The sequence below is a fragment of the Streptomyces ziwulingensis genome, from assembly GCF_039542605.1.
GTDB classification, from domain to species: Bacteria; Actinomycetota; Actinomycetes; order Streptomycetales; family Streptomycetaceae; genus Streptomyces; species Streptomyces ziwulingensis.
Genome location: NZ_BAABIG010000026.1, coordinates 158,795 through 173,796 on the forward strand (window position 1 = coordinate 158,795; position 15,002 = coordinate 173,796).

The 15,002-nt window shown below is 71.5% G+C and carries 11 protein-coding genes; 9 read left to right on the top strand and 2 right to left on the bottom strand.

The annotated features are described in order from the left end of the window. Positions 1-157: 157 nt before the first annotated feature. The 4 genes from ABEB00_RS16365 to ABEB00_RS16380 all read left to right on the top strand — a co-directional run bounded on the left by ABEB00_RS16365 (position 158) and on the right by ABEB00_RS16380 (position 5,990). Positions 158-940, top strand: a complete 783-nt coding sequence (locus tag ABEB00_RS16365) for a hypothetical protein (protein ID WP_345620403.1) — start codon at positions 158-160, stop codon at positions 938-940. Positions 941-1,004: 64 nt separating this feature from the next. Then, on the top strand, positions 1,005-1,850 hold the full coding sequence (locus ABEB00_RS16370; RefSeq protein ID WP_345620404.1) for a DegV family protein: 846 nt from the start codon (positions 1,005-1,007) through the stop codon (positions 1,848-1,850). Positions 1,851-1,959: 109 nt separating this feature from the next. Continuing rightward, entirely contained in the window at positions 1,960-3,174 is a 1,215-nt protein-coding gene (locus tag ABEB00_RS16375; protein WP_345620406.1) for a ComEA family DNA-binding protein, read from the top strand. Positions 3,175-3,302: 128 nt separating this feature from the next. After that, positions 3,303-5,990, top strand: coding sequence for a ComEC/Rec2 family competence protein (locus tag ABEB00_RS16380; protein WP_425586506.1), 2,688 nt, complete (start codon positions 3,303-3,305; stop codon positions 5,988-5,990). Between the two features lie 420 nt (positions 5,991-6,410). Here ABEB00_RS16380 and ABEB00_RS16385 read toward each other — a convergent pair whose 3' ends face one another. Beyond that, a complete protein-coding gene (locus tag ABEB00_RS16385; RefSeq protein ID WP_345620408.1) occupies positions 6,411-6,863 on the bottom strand; it encodes a hypothetical protein in 453 nt (150 codons plus the stop codon). Positions 6,864-7,348: 485 nt separating this feature from the next. Between ABEB00_RS16385 and ABEB00_RS16390 the strand changes: the two genes are divergently transcribed. The 3 genes from ABEB00_RS16390 (at position 7,349) to holA (ending at position 9,977) form a co-directional block, all read left to right on the top strand. Next, positions 7,349-8,569 carry a helix-turn-helix transcriptional regulator gene (locus ABEB00_RS16390; RefSeq protein WP_345620409.1) on the top strand — a complete coding sequence of 407 codons (1,221 nt, stop codon included), beginning with the start codon at positions 7,349-7,351 and terminating at the stop codon, positions 8,567-8,569. A gap of 122 nt (positions 8,570-8,691) precedes the next feature. After that, positions 8,692-8,937, top strand: coding sequence for a hypothetical protein (locus tag ABEB00_RS16395; RefSeq protein ID WP_345620411.1), 246 nt, complete (start codon positions 8,692-8,694; stop codon positions 8,935-8,937). A gap of 53 nt (positions 8,938-8,990) precedes the next feature. Further along, a complete protein-coding gene (gene holA, locus ABEB00_RS16400; RefSeq protein ID WP_345620412.1) occupies positions 8,991-9,977 on the top strand; it encodes a DNA polymerase III subunit delta in 987 nt (328 codons plus the stop codon). Positions 9,978-10,292: 315 nt separating this feature from the next. On the opposite strand, the gene rpsT is transcribed toward holA, so the two are convergent. Then, positions 10,293-10,559 carry a 30S ribosomal protein S20 gene (gene rpsT / locus ABEB00_RS16405; protein WP_345620413.1) on the bottom strand — a complete coding sequence of 89 codons (267 nt, stop codon included), beginning with the start codon at positions 10,557-10,559 and terminating at the stop codon, positions 10,293-10,295. Between the two features lie 330 nt (positions 10,560-10,889). Here rpsT and lepA point away from each other — a divergent pair, with 330 nt between their 5' ends. Together lepA and ABEB00_RS16415 are read left to right on the top strand one after the other, a co-directional pair. Beyond that, positions 10,890-12,764 carry a translation elongation factor 4 gene (gene lepA, locus ABEB00_RS16410; RefSeq protein ID WP_345620414.1) on the top strand — a complete coding sequence of 625 codons (1,875 nt, stop codon included), beginning with the start codon at positions 10,890-10,892 and terminating at the stop codon, positions 12,762-12,764. A 347-nt stretch (positions 12,765-13,111) separates the two neighbouring features. Next, on the top strand, positions 13,112-14,989 hold the full coding sequence (locus ABEB00_RS16415; protein WP_345620415.1) for an AMP-dependent synthetase/ligase: 1,878 nt from the start codon (positions 13,112-13,114) through the stop codon (positions 14,987-14,989). The last annotated feature ends 13 nt before the right edge of the window (positions 14,990-15,002 follow it).

Consider the following 15,002-nt stretch of genomic DNA (forward strand, 5'->3'; position numbering starts at 1 on the left):
GGGACCGGGGGCGGTCCGCTCTGGGCGGTCCGTTCGGGGTAGTCCCCTACGGGCAGGTTCGGGGTTCTTCCGGAACTCCGGGCCTGCCCGTTGCGTTTACCGTGGAAGAGCGGCGCGGTGTGCGTCGCGGACGCCCCCGGGGCTCAGGAGGATCACCGTGGAAGCAGCGGTCGCAGTGGTGGCACTGCTCTTCGTGCTCCTCGTCGTCCTGGGCGTCTACGCCACGGTCAAGGCCGTCGGCGCCGCCAAGCGCGGCGTGGACCGCACCCTCACCCAGGCCCGCCGCACGGTCGAGGACCACACCCTGCGGGCCAAGTCCTTCGTCCAGCCGGGCGCGACCGGCGAGCTGGCGCAGTTGCGGCTGAGCCTGCGCACCTCGATGCGGGCCACGCAGGACGCGCTGCAGGCGGGCGCGGCCGAGGACACCTCCCTGAAGGAGTCCGTCGGCCTCTTCGAGCGGCTCAGCGCCCACGGCCACGAACTCGACGGCGAACTGCGGCGCCTGGAGTCCGAACCCGACCGCACCACCCTCGCCGAGCGCCTCCCGGCGCTGCGCGAACGCACCGGGCGCATCACCCGGGCCGCCGACTCCCTGCGCTGGGCGGCCCGCGACCGGGCCCACCGCTTCGCCGGCGACGACCTGGACTCGCTGAGCGCGCAGATCGACGTCGAGGCGGGCGCCCTGCGGCACTGGACGGTGTCGTCCGACCCCGCCACCTCGTCCACCTCACCGCCGCCACCGCCGTGGCCCGAGGCTCCCGCCCACGAGGCCCCGACCACCGAGGCACCGGTCACCATGGGGCCGGTCGCGGGGCGGACCCGGCCGAGGTCGCGGCGGCCGGCACCGGCCGAGGAGCGGGCCCGCGCGGCCATCGACCCGACTCGGCCGCGTCCGGCCCAGCCCTGGCGGAAGAAGCCCCGTCCGGAGAGCACGACCTGACAGGTCGGCGCTGGTGAGAGGGGTGGGCTGCCGCCCGGACGCTACGCCAGGTAACCTCCAGCTCATGTCCCGCCATGTCGCGATCGTCACCGATTCCACGGCCTACCTGCCGCCCCGGACGATGGAGCGTCACGGCATCACCGCGGTACCCCTGACCGTGGTCCTGGGCGACCGGGCCCTGGAGGAGGGCACCGAGATCTCGACCCGTTCACTGGCCCAGGCACTGCAGAAGCGGCGGCCGGTGACGACCTCGCGCCCCAGCCCGGAGCTGTTCGCCGAGACCTACCGGGAGGCGGCCGAGTCCGGCGCCACCGGCATCGTCTCCCTGCACCTGTCCGCCGAACTCTCCGGTACGCACGACGCGGCGGTGCTGGCCGCGCGCGAGGCACCGATCCCGGTACATGTCGTGGACACCGGGATGATCGCGATGGCACTGGGCTTCTGCGCCCTCGCCGCCGCCTCGGCGGCGGAGGCCGGCGGCACGGTGGACGAGGCCGTCACCGCGGCCGAGAAGCGAGCGGCCGGCACCTCCGCCTTCTTCTACGTCGACACCCTGGACTACCTGCGCCGCGGCGGCCGGATCGGTGCCGCGCAAGCGCTGTTCGGCTCCGCCCTCGCGGTGAAACCGCTGCTCCAGTTGTCCGGGGGACGCATCGAACCCCTGGAGAAGGTACGTACGGCGTCCAAGGCGATCGCCCGCCTGGAGGAGATCGTCGCCGACCGGGCGGGCGCCGCCGAGGTGGACATCGCCGTCCACCATCTCGCCGCCCCCGACCGGGCGTCGGCCCTGGCGGACCGGTTGCGGACCCGGGTCCCCGGGCTGGCCGACCTGCACGTCAGCGAGGTGGGGGCGGTGATCGGGGCGCACACGGGACCCGGGTTGCTGGGGGTCGTGGTCTCGCCTCGGTGAGGTGGGGCGGACCCTCCTTCGGGTGAGGGCGTTGTCCACAACCCGTCGGCGGTCCACGGATCCAGACCATGATCATCGCGGGTGTGCCGAGGTGCCCCATCCTCGTCGCATGGCACTTCGATCAGGTTCCCGCACCTCGGCCCCGACCAGTGGTCCCGGCCGCGCTCCCGCCTCCGACGGCCGCTTCCGCCGCCGACGTCCGCCGCGTGTCGGCGGTGTCGGCTACGTCGGCGGCCGGGTGCGGAGAGGGCCCCACGGCTCGGCGGAGGAGCTGAGGCGACGGGCGGAGGCGTTGTTCGCTGAGGGCGCTGAGGGCGCTGAGGGCGCTGGGGGCGCTGAGGGCGCTGGGGGCGCTGAGGGCGCTGGGGGCGCTGCGTCTGCGGGGGTAAGGCCCGGGCGGGGTGGACTCGCGGAACGGGCCGAGAAGCGGCAGGAGTCGGGGACGGGGCAGCAGCCCGCCGCCTCCGGGGGACCGGGAGCCGCTCGGGAAGCCGTACGGGAAACCGTTCGGGAAGCCGCTCGGGAGGCGGATCTTGTCCCCGGAGCGGGTTCGCGACGGGAGCGGGTCGGGCTCGCCCTGCGGGAGAGGATGCCCGTGTGGCTGCAGACGAGGTGCGGGCTGGAGCGGCGGAGCGCGCTGGCACTGACGGTGGTACTCGTCGTCGCCGTAGGCTTCGCGGCCCAGCACTTCTGGTCCGGCCGGACCCTGCCCGTGCGCGCGCCGGAAGTGGTGTCGGCGGCGACGCCGTACACCGCGGGGGCGGTGGAGGAACAGGGTGCGGAGGCGACGGCCGGACCCGGGGCGGCCTCGGGCGGACCGGCGCCCCCGCCCGACGCCGGTGCCGCCACCGCCGGCGTCGGCACCGAGATCGTGGTGGACGTCGGCGGCAAGGTCCGCGAGCCGGGGATCCATCGCCTGCCCGCGGGTGCACGCGTCGCGGACGCCCTGCGGGCGGCCGGTGGCGTACGCCCCGGCACGAACACCGACGCGCTCAACCGGGCCAGGTTTTTGGTGGACGGCGAACAGGTGCTGGTGGGAACACCCGCGCCCGCACCCCTTCCCGCGTCCGGCGGCGAAGGCACGGCAGGCGGCGGGCCGGCCGGGACGCCGCCGGGACCGGCGGCGCCCACCACTCCCCTCTCCCTCAACACCGCGACCGTCGACCAGCTCGACACCCTGCCCGGGGTGGGCCCGGTGCTGGCCGGCCACATCGTCGACTACCGCACCCGGCACGGCGGTTTCCGTTCGGTGGACGAACTGCGCGAGGTCAACGGCATCGGCGACCGGCGCTTCGCCGACCTGCGCGACCTCGTACGGCCATGAGGCGCCGCACGACCCCGGCAGGCGGAGTGCGGGATCAGCCCGGTGAGCCGGAGCCGGAGCCGAACGAGGACGGGGGCGATGGACCGACCGAGGGCGAGGGCTCCGCGGTCACTTCCACCAGGACGGCTGTGCACGCCGCATCCGGAACACGGCTCGGCGCGGCCCTGCCCCGGCAGGAGGGACCGGCCGATCTGCGCCTGGTACCGCCCGCCCTGGCGACCTGGGCGACGGCGGCGCTGACCCTGGGCGCGCCGCCCGGGTGGGCGTTCCGGACAGCGGCCGGCTGCGTCGCCGTCGTCGTCGCCTGCGTGCTGGTGCCGTCGGCGGCGCGACGGCCGGGGCGGGCGGGCCGGCGGCTGGGGCAGCCGGGGCAATGGCCGGGGCGCCCGGGTGCCGCAGGCCCGGGAGGCGGCGTACTGCCGAGCCGGCTCCGGCGCCGACTCCGGTACCGGCCCGCCGTCGCCGCTCTGCTGCTCTGCGTCGCGGCGGCCGCGGCGGTGGCCGGCCTGCACGGCGCCGACCTGCGCCGGGGCCCGGTGCCGGAGCTGGCGCGGCGGTACGCCACCGTGACCACCGAGGTGGTGGTCACCTCCGACCCGCGCCTCACCCGGTCCCGCGTCCGGGGCAACCGGGCGGCGCCGCCCGTCGTACTGATCGACGCCGACGTACGACGGGTACGACAGGCGGACGGGACGGCGGTGGAGACCCGGACGCCGGTACTGCTGATCGTGGACGCGGTCACTGAGGGAACCGTGGGCGGCGGCCCGCCGACGACGGCCGCGCGGGCCCGCACCTCACCGTGGCTCGGTCTCCTGCCGACCACCCGGTTGCGCGTCACGGCCCGGTCGTCGCCCCCGCTGGTGAACGGTGAGCGGACCGCGGCCGTGTTGCGCGTGCGGGGCACGGCGGCGCCGGACGTCGTGGCCGGGCCCTCGGGGGCCCAGCGGTTGGCGGGCCGGCTGCGCGCGGGTCTGCGGGAGGCCACCGACCCTCTGCCCGCGGACGCGCGGGCGCTGCTGCCGGGCCTGGTCGTCGGGGACACCTCGCGGATCACCTCCGAGTTGGACGAGGCGTTCAAGGAGACCGACCTCGCGCACGTTCTGGCCGTGAGCGGGGCGAACTTCACGATCCTGCTCTCCCTGCTGCTCGGACCGCCCGGCCTGGCCGCGCGCAGTGAGCGCAGGGGGCTGGCGCCGCGACTCGGTGTCTCGCTGCGGTCGACCGCGCTGCTCGGCGGGGCGCTCGCGCTGGGGTTCGTCGTCGTGTGCCGGCCCGACCCGAGTGTGCTGCGGGCCGCGGCCTGCGGGACGGTCGCGTTGCTCGCCCTGGCCACCGGGCGCCGCAGGTCGCTGATCCCCGCCCTCGCGACCGCTGTGGTGCTGCTGGTGCTGTACGACCCGTGGCTCGCCCGCAGTTACGGCTTCCTGCTCTCGGTGCTGGCCACCGGCGCCCTGCTGACACTGGCGCCGCGCTGGAGCACCGCCCTGCGAGGCCGCGGGGTGCCTCCCCGGTTCGCCGAGGCGCTGGCCGCGGCGGGCGCCGCGCAGGCGGTGTGCGCGCCGGTCGTCGCCGTGCTGTCGGCGCGGGTCAGCCTGGTGGCGGTGCCGTGCAACCTGCTGGCGGAGTTCGCGGTCGCGCCGGCCACGGTGCTGGGTTTCGGCGCGCTGGCGGCCGCGCCGGTGATGATGCCGGTGGCGAAGGCGCTGGCGTGGTGCGCGAGTTGGCCGGCGGGTTGGCTCGCGGGGGTGGCCCGTACCGGGGCGGCGCTGCCCGGGGCCGGGGTGGACTGGCCCGGAAGCTGGGCGGGGGCGGCGTCCCTGGCACTGCTCACCGCCGGTGTGCTGCTCGTCGGCCGGCGGCTGGTACGGCACCCGTGGTGGTGTGGGGTCTGTGCGGTGCTGCTGGTGCTCGCGGTGCTGCGGCCGGCGCCCCTGACCCGGGTGGTCACCGGCTGGCCGCCGCCCGACTGGCGGCTGGTGATGTGCGATGTGGGACAGGGCGACGCCCTGGTGCTCGCGGCGGGGGAGGGGACGGGGGTGGTCGTGGATGCCGGACCCGACCCGGCGCTGGTCGACCACTGTCTGCGCTCGCTCGGAATCACCAGAGTCCCGCTGGTCGTACTGACCCATTTCCACGCCGACCACGTCACAGGGCTGCCGGGAGTACTGAGAGGGCGTTCGGTGGGTGCGATCGAGACGACCGGCTTCGAGGAGCCCGCCGCCCAGGTGGACTCCGTCCGAGCCCAGGCGGCGGCACGGAACATCCCGCTACGGCACGCCGCCACCGGAGAGCACCGGCGCTCCGGTGCGCTGACCTGGGAGGTGGTGTGGCCACCACCGGGCACCCGGGATCCCTCGGCCCGGGAGGACCGAGAGGACCGGAGGCCGCCACCCTCCCCGCCACCCTCCCCGCCACCCTCCCCGGCTCCCGCGTCGCACCCGGAGGGCCCCAACGACGCCAGTGTCACCTTGCTGGTCAGAACGGCCGGCCTGCGCATCCTGCTGCTCGGCGACCTCGAACCACCGGCCCAGCGGGCGCTGGCCAGATCGCCGGCCGCCCCGGCGCTGGACACGGTGGACGTGCTCAAGGTGGCCCACCACGGCTCGGCCCACCAGGACCCCGGCCTGCTGGGCAGGGCCGCTCCCCGGGTGGCGCTGATCTCCACGGGCGAGGACAACCCCTATGGCCACCCGGCCCCGGGCACACTAGCGGCCCTGCAAGCCACGGGAGCGGCGGTACTGCGGACCGACCGGGACGGCGCGCTGGCGGTCACCGGCACGAGGGAGGAACTGCGGGTGAGCGGGGAGGACCGGTGACGACCGCGCCGGCCTGCGGGCGGTGACACCGTCGTAGGGCGCAAGATCGCCGGAGGGGAGGGGAGGGGAGGGGAGGGGAGGGGAGGGGAGGGACGACGCGAATGCCATGAACGGCATGAGCGTCACGGATCTCCACGGCACTCGCCGGATTCTCTCCATCCTCGGCTGACTATCAAGGAGACGACCGCCACCCTTGCGAGCCAACCGCAGAGGGCCGTTAAGCGGTTCAGACGACGCGCAGAGCGTTGGGGGGCGCCGTCCACTCCACACCCCCGCCCACAGGCCGGACAAACGCCGTGGGTTCCGTTATGCGCGCCCAGCGGGGCTTCGCCGGATCGGTCCAGCGACGGTCAACAGCCGTAAGCACGCCGACCCGTTCGCCGTCCGTGACACGCTGGCCGACCACTGAATTGGTGACCATCACGCATCCTCCTGCCTTTCGGCGGGGCTCACAGGGAACGCGAGCAAGTGGGACAGGCGCAATTCCCTGACGAAGTGGTCAGATTGCACCAGCACGGCCAACATGGACGGGCCGATGTATTCCCAGTCGCACTTGCCAGGGTGACCACGGAAGATCGTGCACCCCGGGGCCATCGGGTTCTCCACCTTGAGGCAGACCTCGACGTCCTCAAGCCATTGAGGGCCCGACTCGTCACGCCAGCAGAGGTAGACGTCAGTACAGGGTTCCCGACTGGTTCCGTTACGGAGGAACGCCGCGTGGTGGTCGTGCGGTACGTCTTCCAGCTCGCAGTGAAACAGGTTCTCCCCTACGTAATCCGACACCCATTCGATACTGTCGAACGCGGTGGGCATCAGCTCCGCAGTCGCCTGCACGTCGTTGTCGAGCCGGGTTCTTGCCTCGCAGCGGTACATCACTTGCTCCCTCCCCAGAATGAGTCGCACATCCAGCACTGATCGGGCGGAAAGGGTCCGTGCGGTTCGGAGTCCAGGACGAATCGATAGGACCGTCATGCGGAACCTCATGGGCGCTCATCAGCGCGTGTCGTCCAGGTGTCGGCGCAACCGGACGTTGCAGTCACTCACGCCGCTTGCGTCGCCGTTCGCCTTGGCTCGGTCTCGGTCCTGCGCCACCTTGCCGCAGTGCGCACACCCGGGACGGGCTCGGGGTCAGGCTCAAGCCTCAAGGGGTGGTTTACGGCGTTCTCCTGTGCCGTGTGCGTCGTGGTCGCCATGGTCACCCTCCCGCTCGGTCTGTCACATCCGTTGCTGTGTGATGCCTCAGAGAAGCGCTACTCGGGGCCGCACACCACGGCAGAAAGGCCGCAGTCCTGCCGCACGATGGCCGCACTGGCTACGCTCACCAGGGCAGACGCGTTCCCGAGAGGAGGCCGGCCACGATGACCAGCAGGCGGCGAAGGTTGGCGCAGCGCCGGAAAGCGTGCGGGTACAACCAAGAGGAATTTGGGGAAGCGGTCGGCGCTGATCGCTCAACGGTCCAACGCTGGGAAAGCGGAAAAACCGACCCACAACCTTGGCAGCGCCCGAAGATTGCGAAGGCGCTATCGATCACGACAGGGGAACTGGCCGCACTGCTAGCCCCCGACGCTTTCGCACCGCCGCAGTCCCCTAATGAATGGATCGCTGACGTATCGCCTAACGGCGAGGACGAATTCGATGCGCTCGAATTGGCGCGACGAGTGTCGGCAAGCGACGTGGGGAAAGAGACCTTGGGGGGACTGGAACGAACGTTCGATGAGTTGGCAATGGGATACCCTGTGTTGCCGCCGCAAGACTTGCTCGAGAGAGTACGCAAGTATTCCGCTTATGTGGCCCATCTCATGGATGCGCGTATGACCCTCGCAGAACAGCGCCGACTTTATGCGGTCGGGGGTTGGTTCCAACTTCTAGGGGCCACGCTGCATATCGACTTGAACCAGGAGCATGCAGCCACGGCCCGTTTGCGGGCAGCGGCCACCCTCGCGCAGCACGCAGATCACCGCGAAATTGAGGCGTGGTGCTACGAGACTGACGCTTGGCGAGTGCTCACGGATGGCGATTACGCCCGCGCCCTGGAACTCTCCCAGATTGCACAGGATTTGGCACCCGCCGGAACCTCGGTTGCGATCCAGGCAACCGCACAAGAGGGACGAGCAAGAGCGCGACTGGGGGAAGGGCCCGAAACCTATGCGGCCATAGACCGAGTTCAGCACATGTCGGCCGCAATGGTTCCGCGCAAGGGGACTGAGCATCACTACCAATACGACCCCGGTAAGGCGCTGGCCTACGCGGCAACGACGCTGGCATGGGTTGGGGATCCCGCAGCCGAGGGCTATGCACGACAGGTGATCGCTCGGCTCGCTCCCGCTGACGACGTGGAGAAATGGCCGCGCCGGGTGGCATCCGCGAACATTGATTTGGCGCTGGCACTGCTCGGCGGTGACCGGCTGGATGAGGCGTGCAACGCGGCACAGCGAGCCATACTGTCCGGCCGTATCGTCCCGTCGAATCACTGGCGTGCACTGGAAGTCGTCAGGGCTGTTGAGCGGCGACAGCTACCGGAAGCGTCAGACCTGCGAGAGGCGTACCAGGGATTGAAAGCACTCCCGAGCGGGAGCTGAGGGCCTGCCGGAGAGCGCCCAACAGCCAGGAAGGACATCAGGGGTTCAGCAGCCACCTTGGTCTCGTCGGTGAGGACTGACAGGCGGATCGAGGACAGCTCGCCGTGCCGGACAATGTCGGTGTGAGTGAGGCGAGACATGTCCTGGTGCTGCCCGACCGCGATGCCGCCGAGGCGGTGGTGGAGGCGCTCGGGGAGCGGTTCGGTGTCGGCGAGGAGCCGCTGCTCGTGCGGGACGCGCTGGCCGGTGAGGACGACGCCGAGGATGCCCAGTGGCTCGTCGTCCTGTGGGACGAGGACGAGCGGCTCGACCCCGTGGCACTGGACGAGTTCGTGGCCGAGTGGGAGGGCTGGCGGGAGGAGCCCTGAGGGCTGTCCACGGGCCGGGCCCGTTGTCGGTGCCGCGTGCGATGCTTGTCGCGATGGCCAGGAAGACTGCGAACGACGATCCCCTCGCCCCGGTGTCCCTTGCCGTGGGCCAGGAGGACCTCCTGCTCGACCGTGCCGTGCGGGAGGTGGTGGCCGCCGCCCGGGCCGCCGACGCCGACACGGATGTGCGTGATCTCACGCCGGACCAGTTGCAGCCCGGCACGCTCGCCGAGCTGACCAGTCCCTCGCTCTTCGCCGAGCGCAAGGTCGTGGTCGTGCGCAACGCGCAGGACCTGTCGGCCGACACCGTCAAGGACGTCAAGAACTACCTCGGCGCACCCGCCGAGGAGATCACCCTCGTGCTGCTGCACGCCGGCGGCGCCAAGGGCAAGGGGTTGCTGGACGCCGCGCGCAAGGCCGGGGCGCGGGAGGTGGCGTGCCCGAAGATGACCAAGCCGGCGGACCGGCTGGCCTTCGTCCGCGCCGAGTTCCGTACCTCCGGGCGGTCCGCCACGCCCGAGGCGTGCCAGACGCTGGTCGACGCCATCGGCAGCGACCTGCGGGAGCTGGCGGCGGCGGTGTCCCAGTTGATCGCGGACGTCGAGGGGACGATCGACGAGGCCGTCGTCGGCCGGTACTACACCGGGCGGGCCGAGGCGTCCAGCTTCACGGTCGCGGACCGGGCGGTGGAGGGGCGGGCCGCCGAGGCGCTGGAAGCGCTGCGGTGGTCGCTGGCCACGGGGGTGGCGCCGGTGCTGATCACGAGCGCGCTGGCGCAGGGCGTGCGGGCGATCGGGAAGCTGTCCTCCGCGCGAGGCGGCCGGCCCGCCGATCTCGCCCGTGAGCTGGGGATGCCGCCGTGGAAGATCGACCGGGTGCGGCAGCAGATGCGCGGGTGGACGCCCGATGGGGTGTCCGTGGCGTTGCGGGCGGTGGCCGAGGCGGACGCGGGCGTCAAGGGGGGCGGGGACGACCCCGAGTACGCACTGGAGAAGGCGGTCGTCATCATCGCGCGGGCGGCACGGTCGCGCGGCCGGTAGGAGCCGCCCCACCGCCCCACCGCCCCACCGCCCCACCGCCCCACCGACCCACCGACCCACCGACCCACCGACCCACCGTCCCAGCACCTCACCACCTCACCACCCACCCGCCCCCGTCCCGGCCCCTCCCCGCCGGTCCGGTCAGGCCGGGTACGCCAAAAACCCCGCCTCGGAAGGCGGGGTCTCGGGTCACGCGTCAGGTGAGTCCGCACCCGCGTGGCGAACGCAGTCGCGTGCGGACTCGGGGTGCCGGTCGGGAGCGGATGAGAGAGGGCCCGCTCTGGGTCCTTCCGGCGGTCAGACCAGATAAAGGGTTCAGCCCTTGACGGCCGCGACCTTCCGCGCCAGCGCCGACTTCTTGTTGGCGGCCTGGTTCTTGTGGATGACGCCCTTCGAGACGGCCTTGTCGAGCTGACGCGCGGCGACGCGCTGGTACTCGGTGGCCTTCTCGACGTCACCCGCGGCAGCGGCCTCGCGGGCCTTGCGGACCGCGGTCTTCAGAGAGGACTTGACGGCCTTGTTGCGCAGCCGGGCCTTCTCGTTGGTCTTGATCCGCTTGATCTGGGACTTGATGTTCGCCACGAATGAGCCTCTACAGGTTCAGGCACGGTCCCCGAGGGTCCCGTACCGGTGATTTTCCAGAAGTCGTGTCCCATGCTGAGAGGGCAAGAGACACAGCCCCCCACAGTACCAGCGGCCCGAGGGGAGGCCCAAACCGGTCCGGAACCCACCCGCGCCCCACCCGCAAACGGCCCGCACCCCGCCCGCAACCGGCCCCCGCACCGGCCGGCAACCCGTCCGCCGTCCCTCCCAGAACCCTTCGCGCTCCCCGCCCGTGGGACGATGGAGGCTACGTATAGATCCGACCCGAGACCGCAGACACTGCGGACGCCTCAAGAATCAGGACCCTGCGTGCCCGCGATCCCCAGCCATGTGCCCGAGCCGAGCCGTACCGCCCCTGCTCTGATCCGCAACTTCTGCATCATCGCGCACATCGACCACGGCAAGTCCACGCTCGCCGACCGGATGCTCCAGCTCACCGGTGTGGTCGAGCAGCGGCAGATGCGCGCCCAGTACCTCGACCGCATGGACATCGAGCGCGAGCGCGGCATCACGATCAAGTCCCAGGCGGTGCGTCTGCCGTGGGCCCCGACGACGGGCCCCGACCAGGGCACCACGCACATCCTCAACATGATCGACACCCCCGGGCACGTCGACTTCACCTATGAGGTGTCCCGGTCGCTCGCCGCCTGCGAGGGGACCGTCCTGCTCGTCGACGCCGCCCAGGGGATCGAGGCCCAGACCCTCGCCAACCTCTACCTGGCGATGGAGAACGAGCTGACGATCATCCCCGTGCTGAACAAGATCGACCTGCCGGCCGCGCAGCCCGAGAAGTTCGCCGAGGAGCTGGCCAACCTGGTCGGGTGCGACCCCGACGACGTGCTGCGGGTCTCCGCCAAGACGGGTCTGGGCGTCGAGGCGCTGCTGGACAAGGCCGTCGCCGACATCCCGGCGCCGGTCGGTGTCGCCGACGCCCCCGCCCGCGCGATGATCTTCGACTCGGTCTACGACTCGTACCGCGGTGTCGTGACGTACGTCCGTGTCATCGACGGCCAGCTCAACAAGCGCGAGCGGATCCGGATGATGTCCACCGGCGCCACGCACGAGCTGCTGGAGATCGGCACCAACTCGCCGGAGATGCTGTCGGCCGACGGTCTCGGCGTCGGCGAGGTGGGCTACCTCATCACCGGTGTGAAGGACGTCCGTCAGTCCAAGGTCGGCGACACCGTCACCAGCCAGCACAAGGGCGCCACCGAGGCGCTCGGCGGTTACAAGGACCCCAGGCCCATGGTGTTCTCCGGCCTGTACCCCCTGGACGGCTCGGACTACCCGGAGCTGCGCGAGGCGCTGGACAAGCTCCAGCTCAACGACGCCGCCCTGGTCTACGAGCCGGAGACCTCCGCCGCGCTCGGCTTCGGCTTCCGCGTCGGCTTCCTCGGCCTGCTCCACCTCGACGTGATCCGGGAGCGGCTGGAGCGCGAGTTCGGGCTCGACCTGATCGCCACCGCGCCCAACGTGGTCTACCGCGTGGTCATGGAGGACGGCACCGAGCACACCGTCACCAACCCGAGCGAGTTCCCCGAGGGCAAGATCAACGACGTGTACGAGCCGGTCGTACGCGCCACCGTGCTGGCGCCGACCGAGTTCATCGGCGCGATCATGGAGCTGTGCCAGACCCGGCGCGGCACGCTGCTCGGCATGGACTACCTCTCCGAGGACCGGGTGGAGATCCGCTACACCCTCCCCCTCGCGGAGATCGTCTTCGACTTCTTCGACCAGCTCAAGTCGAAGACGCGCGGCTACGCCTCGCTGGACTACGAGCCCACCGGCGAGATGAGCAGCTCACTTGTCAAGGTCGACATCCTGCTCCACGGCGACAAGGTCGACGCTTTCTCCGCGATCACGCACAAGGACGCGGCGTACGCGTACGGCGTGCGGCTCGTGGCCAAGCTGCGCGAGCTGATCCCGCGGCAGGCGTTCGAGGTGCCCATCCAGGCCGCCATCGGCTCCCGGGTCATCGCCCGCGAGACCATCCGCGCCATCCGCAAGGACGTCCTCGCCAAGTGCTACGGCGGTGACATCTCCCGCAAGCGGAAACTGCTGGAGAAGCAGAAGGAAGGCAAGAAGCGGATGAAGATGGTGGGTTCCGTGGAGGTTCCCCAGGAAGCGTTCATCGCCGTCCTCTCCAGCGATGACAGTGCGGGATCGGGCAAGGGCAAGAAGTAACCGCTGGTCACACCACCCGGCCACGCCGAACCGGTTCGAATCGGCACCAAAGGGGCCCCTCGTACGAAAGTACGGCGGGCCCCTTCGTGTGGACGCGGCATGGGCGCGGCATGGACGGGGCAGGGGTGCGGCGCGGGCGGGGCAGGGGTCCGGCACGGATGCGGCCGGGATGTGGCGCGGAGGTGGCCGCTGTCTGTGGGAAGTGACAGGGCACGGGCTCTTACATACCGGCCGGTCGGGCCTTACCCTGATGCCTGCTCCATAGTTACTCGTGAGTTAACAACGGCGCGCGAGTGGAAACCAGCCGCACCTGAGCCAGCCGCACTGTCGCGGGCCCGGAGGATGTCGTGAGCGACGCACAGACCCTGATCGAGAACCGTCCGCCGTCCGTGGCGAACCTCTTCCTGGAGCGCGTGGCGGCCACGCCGGACGCCGAGGCGTACCGCTACCCCGTGCCGTCCGCCTCGGGCGAGGGACCGGACGAGTGGAAGTCGCTGACCTGGGCGCAGGCCGCCGAACGGGTGTACGCGATCGCGGCCGGCCTGATCGAACTGGGCGCGGAGCCCGAGCAGCGGGTGGCGCTCGCCTCCGCGACCCGGCTGGAGTGGATCCTCGCCGACCTCGGCATCATGTGCGCGGGCGCGGCCACGACCACGGTCTATCCGCAGACCAACGCCGAGGAGTCGGCGTACATCCTCGCCGACTCCGGGAGCCGGGTGCTGATCGCGGAGGACGCCGCCCAGCTCGCCAAGGCGCGGGAGAAGCGGGCCGAGCTGCCCGACCTGACCCACGTCGTGGTGATCGACGCGACCGGCGCCGACACCGACGAGGAGTGGATCCTCACCCTCGACGAGCTGGAGCGCCGGGGCGCGGCGCGGCTGGAGAGGGACCCGGAGCTGATCGGGAAGCGGGTCGGCGCGCTCACCGGGGACCAGCTCGCCACCCTCATCTACACCTCCGGCACCACCGGCCGGCCCAAGGGCGTACGGCTGCCGCACGACTGCTGGTCCTACATGGCCAGGGCGATCTCCGCGACCGGCCTGGTCGGCGCCGACGACGTGCAGTACCTGTGGCTGCCGCTCGCGCACGTCTTCGGCAAGGTGCTCACCTCCGGCCAGATCGAGGTCGGCCACGTCACCGCCGTGGACGGCCGCGTCGACAAGATCATCGAGAATCTGCCGGTGGTGCGGCCGACGTACATGGCGGCCGTGCCGCGCATCTTCGAGAAGGTCTACAACGGGGTCGCGGCCAAGGCCCGGGCCGCCGGCGGTGCCAAGTACAAGATCTTCCAGTGGGCCGCCGAGGTGGCGCGCGAGTACGCCAAGGTCACCCAGGACAACTTCCGGCGCACCGGCACCGCGAGCGCCCCCTTCGGCCTGAGCGCCAAGCACAAGACCGCCGACGCCCTCGTCTACGCCAAGATCCGCGAGGCGTTCGGCGGCAACCTGCGCGCCTGCGTCTCCGGCAGCGCGGCCCTCGCCCCCGAGATCGGTTACTTCTTCGCCGGCGCCGGCATCCACATCCTGGAGGGGTACGGCCTCACCGAGTCCTCCGCGGCCTCCTTCGTCAACCCGGGTGAGGCGTACCGCACCGGCACGGTCGGCAAGCCGCTGCCCGGCACCGAGGTGCGCATCGCCGACGACGGCGAGATCCTGCTGCGCGGCCCCGGCATCATGCAGGGCTACCACAACCTGCCCGAGAAGACCGCCGAGGTCCTGGAGCCGGACGGCTGGTTCCACACCGGCGACATCGGCGAGCTGTCGCCCGACGGCTACCTGCGCATCACCGACCGCAAGAAGGACCTGATCAAGACCTCCGGCGGCAAGTACATCGCGCCGGCCGAGGTCGAGGGCCAGTTCAAGGCGGTGTGCCCGTACGTCTCCAACATCCTGGTGCACGGCGCCGACCGGAACTTCTGCACCGCCCTGATCGCCCTCGACGAGGCCGCGATCATGGAGTGGGCCGAGGAGAACGGGCTGGAGGGCAGGTCGTACGCCGAGGTCGTCGCCGCGCCGGCCACCGTGGAGCTGGTCCAGGGCCATGTGGACCAGCTCAACCAGGGCCTCCAGCGCTGGCAGACCGTGAAGAAGTTCCGGCTGCTGCCGCGCGACCTCGACGTGGAGCACGGCGAGATCACCCCGAGCCTGAAGCTGAAGCGGCCGGTGGTGGAGCGGGAGTACAAGTACCTGATCGAGGAGATGTACGCGGGCAGCCGCGAGGCGTAGCGGCGAGGAGACG